The organism is Methylobacter svalbardensis, assembly GCF_037671525.1.
GTDB classification, from domain to species: domain Bacteria; phylum Pseudomonadota; class Gammaproteobacteria; order Methylococcales; family Methylomonadaceae; genus Methylobacter_A; species Methylobacter_A svalbardensis.
In genome coordinates, this window is the sequence record NZ_JAWPOH010000191.1 from 1 (window position 1) to 850 (window position 850).

At 44.0% G+C, this 850-nt stretch carries 1 pseudogene; it reads left to right on the forward strand.

Annotated features, from left to right (window positions below):
- Positions 1 to 83: 83 nt before the first annotated feature.
- Positions 84 to 850: pseudogene (locus RW114_RS20790) on the forward strand (hypothetical protein); the annotation flags it as partial.

An 850-nucleotide genomic window follows, 5' to 3' on the forward strand; every position in this document is an offset into this window, starting at 1 on the left:
CATAGCTATCTACACAACTTAAAGCACAAAAGTAGTAACATACGCCATGAATATAAAAAAAGTTATTAGACCTCGATCCTCGCTTGGCAAAGCGTCACCAACAGTTGGTGAGTGAGTATTTGAACTCCACCGACAGCTTGAGTGCTGGCTTACGGGCATTGCCTAATAAAAGCACGAGTTTTGCCAGTACCCAGGCGGCTTGGCGTTTTTATAAAAACGCCAGTGTAACCTTAACGAAACTGCATGAGCCTTTATTAATCGCAGCCCATGAAGGCATTGCTACGCATTGCAGTCAATATGCTTTATGCGTACATGATTGGTCACGATTAAATTATCGAAAACATGCCAGTAAGCTGGATAAATACCAGATAACACACGAAACTGATGTGGGTTATGATTTACAAAGCAGCATTATTTTAAGTGATCAAACGGGGCAACCGATTGCTCCTGTTGCACAAAGGCTGGTTACGGCCAACGGCAGTTACGCAACCTATCAAGAGCATGAATTATCTGAAATGGTTGAAAGCCATTTGGATGAAGTGACACACTGTATAGGTAAACTGGAACAGCAGAATTTTGCCAAACCGCTTGTTCATATCATTGATCGAGAGGCCGACTCTGTCGGGCATATGCGCCAATGGGAGGCCAACAACTGCTTATGGTTAACACGTTCTAGAAAGACACCCACCGTTGAGTTTCAAGGTCAATCAATGCCTTGCGCTCAGGTAGCAGACTCATTGCATTTCGAGAAAACACGGCAAGTTAATTATCATGGCAAAGCGCAATGGCAATGGGTTGCAGAAACACCGATACGAATAACGCGCAATGCAAAACCGAGCCAGAAGAAGCA